Consider the following 2,667-nt stretch of genomic DNA (forward strand, 5'->3'; position numbering starts at 1 on the left):
GTTCAGTGTGTTATTTTATCAATAGATAAAGGTTGACGGTTTTTAAGTCTTTTAACCATCAGCTGAAATAAAAATAGCTTTTTACCTGTCTATTGAGAGACGTAAGGCAGATTATGTTAATACTTGGCTGTCGACAAATATTTTAACGAGGTGATTTATGACCGGTAAAAAACGTTTTACTCAAGGCATACAAAAACGTGCTTCTTGGCATATTCCTGATAACCAAGTTACGCCTGAGTCGGTATTTAATGATCGTCGTAATATCATTAAAGCTTTGGGGTTAGGTGCATTGGGAGCGAGTTTACCTGGTCAAGTTCAAGCCGGTATTTTTGATTTATTTGGCGAGCAAAAAGCGCAAAACCCTTTTGTAACTCAAGGCTTGCAATACGCCACCCCAGCCAAGTTTGTGTTACCTAATCCGAAAACCCCTGAAGATAAAGTGACTCGTCACAATAATTTCTATGAGTTTGGTACCAGCAAATCGGACCCGGTTGATAATGCCCAAGGGTTTAAGGTTGATCCGTGGACGCTAACCATCGATGGTTTAGTCGATAAACCGATTACCTTAGATTTACATGAGCTGACAACCCGTTTTGCCCTTGAAGAACGCACTTATCGCTTACGCTGTGTTGAAGCTTGGTCGATGGTGGTTCCGTGGGTCGGTTTTTCGTTAGCTAGCTTACTTAAACAAGCCGGCGTGCAAAGTAATGCTACCCACATTGCCTTTGAAACCCTGTTTGACCCAGACCAAATGCCTGGACAAAAGAGTCGCTTAATGGGCGGCGGGATCCATTACCCGTATGTTGAGGGTTTAACGGTTGCCGAGGCCATGAATGATTTATCGTTTTTAGCCGTAGGCTTATACGGTAAAACCTTGCCGCCACAAAATGGTGCGCCAATCCGCTTAGTCGTGCCTTGGAAATATGGCTTTAAAAGTATTAAGTCTATTGTGCGTATTCGGGTGATGGATAAGCAGCCACCGACAAGCTGGAATCAATTGGCCTCAAGTGAGTATGGTTTTTACGCCAATGTAAATCCAGAAGTTGACCATCCTCGTTGGTCGCAAGCATCTGAGCGCAGTATTGGCGAAGGCGGTTTATTTTCTGCTAAACGTATTCCTACGCAAATGTTCAATGGTTATGGCAATTCAGTGGCCGATTTATACAAAAATATCGATTTGAGGAAGTTTTACTAATGCGGATAAGCCCTCGAGGTCTGTTTTGGCTAAAGGTGTTGTTGCATATTAGTTTTTTGTTGCCTGCTTTTTATCTCGTGGCACTAGTGTTAACTGACAATGCGGGCGGCGATCCGGTGCAGTACATTATTCACTACACCGGCATGGGCGCGATTAATAGCCTATTAGCGACGTTGCTTATTTCACCTATCGCCAAGCGATTTAAAATAGCAGCGCTGATGCAAACTCGTCGTTTGGTGGGCTTGTATGTGTGCGCCTATGCGCTGCTGCACATCAGTGCGTTTATTAGCTTAGATTTGCTGTTTGCGTGGGGATTATTGTTTGAAGAGGTCATAAAGCGACCTTATATTTTAGTTGGCGCGGCGACCTTGATTATCATTTTGTTGCTGGCGATAACTTCTCCTAACCGGATTAAACGCAGTATGGGTAAACGCTGGCAATCATTGCACAATTGGATTTATCTGGCCGCAATATTGGCGCCTATCCACTTTTATTGGTCGGTAAAGTCTGAAATCATTGAACCTAGCATTTATATTGCGTTATTTGCGGTGTTATTGTTTTACCGCAAAGACAGTATTTATAAATGGCTGAAGCCGAAAAAATAACCCTCATTATGACTAACGCCTCAATCTTTGATTGAGGCCGTTGGTTGAAAACGCCGCAAATACGGTAAAGATCATCACTGATATCATGATAATGGCCAATCTTAACCAAGGCTGTTCGAGTGCGATGCGCATATCAATGAAATTGAACGTGGTTACCGCCCACACAAATACTACGCTGATCAATAACCCCAGTTTGAGCAATGTACGCACAAATGAATGTCTAATGAACATCAGCAATGGTAAACAAATGGCGATAATAGCCATTATGTGCTGATCGAATCGTAAGAAATGTGCGCCCAATAATAGGTAAGCCAAGCTAATAATGGTTACTCGCCACCACATACAAATTCTCCTCAATAACGTGCGATAACAAATGTCATCAGTAACGAGTCAATAACATCATTGCCAGTATTACTAGCGTATTAATTGACCTTGACTGACGCAGCATAACGTTAAATGGGGGCCGAATCTTGATTGTGGTTCACATATTACTTAATTACATCTGCTTATAATATTAACGGCTATCAAACCGATCTTTGTTCCGCTAACGGCATTGCGCCTTGTTAGTAAAACAAATGACCTTTATTTTACAGCTTCTAAAGCGGCAATTTTAGCCCAAACCTGTTCTGATTCCGCAGTGAGCAACGAATAGGTTTTTATATCGCCTTTACGCTGTGCTTGCATGGCTTGCTCGAGTATTAAATCGTAGCTTTTACGTAATTTTTTGACTGGGTCTGGCTTTAAAAATGAAAACATTGTGTAGCCCTTCGTGATGATTAATTGCATATGGTACGAATGCTGCGGGGTTTCAGCCCAATATCATTCACGCTCTTTTACACCGTGTTCCTCGTTATGCAAATCTGATTA

Annotated in this window: 4 protein-coding genes; 2 read left to right on the plus strand and 2 right to left on the minus strand. The window is 42.1% G+C overall.

Annotation, left to right across the window (positions count from 1 at the left end; all coding sequences use genetic code 11):
• Positions 1-157: 157 nt before the first annotated feature.
• Both msrP and msrQ read left to right on the plus strand, forming a co-directional pair.
• Complete coding sequence (msrP, locus tag CXF78_RS19730) at positions 158-1,195, plus strand: protein-methionine-sulfoxide reductase catalytic subunit MsrP (RefSeq protein WP_102037714.1); 1,038 nt, start codon at positions 158-160, stop codon at positions 1,193-1,195.
• Positions 1,195-1,800, plus strand: coding sequence for a protein-methionine-sulfoxide reductase heme-binding subunit MsrQ (msrQ, locus tag CXF78_RS19735; RefSeq protein ID WP_102037715.1), 606 nt, complete (start codon positions 1,195-1,197; stop codon positions 1,798-1,800). Before msrP ends, msrQ begins: the two co-directional genes overlap by 1 nt.
• A 12-nt stretch (positions 1,801-1,812) precedes the next feature.
• Here msrQ and CXF78_RS19740 read toward each other — a convergent pair whose 3' ends face one another.
• Both CXF78_RS19740 and CXF78_RS21305 read right to left on the minus strand, forming a co-directional pair.
• Positions 1,813-2,142, minus strand: coding sequence for a hypothetical protein (locus CXF78_RS19740; protein ID WP_102037716.1), 330 nt, complete (start codon positions 2,140-2,142; stop codon positions 1,813-1,815).
• Between the two features lie 240 nt (positions 2,143-2,382).
• Entirely contained in the window at positions 2,383-2,556 is a 174-nt protein-coding gene (locus tag CXF78_RS21305; protein WP_011637976.1) for a DUF6435 family protein, read from the minus strand.
• Between the last annotated feature and the right edge of the window lie 111 nt (positions 2,557-2,667).

Origin of the sequence: Shewanella sp. 11B5 (assembly GCF_002836795.1) — a bacterium.
In the GTDB taxonomy this organism is placed as follows: Bacteria; Pseudomonadota; Gammaproteobacteria; order Enterobacterales; family Shewanellaceae; genus Shewanella; species Shewanella frigidimarina.